The sequence below is a fragment of the Psychrobacter sp. 78a-MNA-CIBAN-0178 genome, assembly GCF_040309625.1.
In the GTDB taxonomy this organism is placed as follows: domain Bacteria; phylum Pseudomonadota; class Gammaproteobacteria; order Pseudomonadales; family Moraxellaceae; genus Psychrobacter; species Psychrobacter okhotskensis.
The window spans coordinates 1-249 of record NZ_JBEOOZ010000178.1; the positions used below are offsets into that span (position 1 = coordinate 1).

At 24.9% G+C, this 249-nt stretch carries 1 protein-coding gene; it reads right to left on the bottom strand.

From position 1 onward, the window contains the following. On the bottom strand, positions 1 to 249 hold a 249-nt coding region (locus AAEY80_RS14745), incomplete at both ends, for a hypothetical protein (RefSeq protein WP_350588627.1).

Here is a 249-nt window from a genome sequence, read left to right on the forward strand (position 1 = left end):
TTCATATCCAAACTCGTCGATAAAGAAAACATGATTAGTGCCAAAGAGCTTTCTTATATTTTCTTTTCTTCTATCTACGTCTTTAATATTTGGTTTATCTATTAGTATTATAGTTCTGCTAAAATCTAAGATTAAATTATTTTTCTTTATTTCTCCTAATGTTTTCCCTTGATTTGTATTCTCATGTAGATAGATAAATTCTTTTGAGTCTGAGAATCTATCAACTAATTTATATACTTCATATATAAT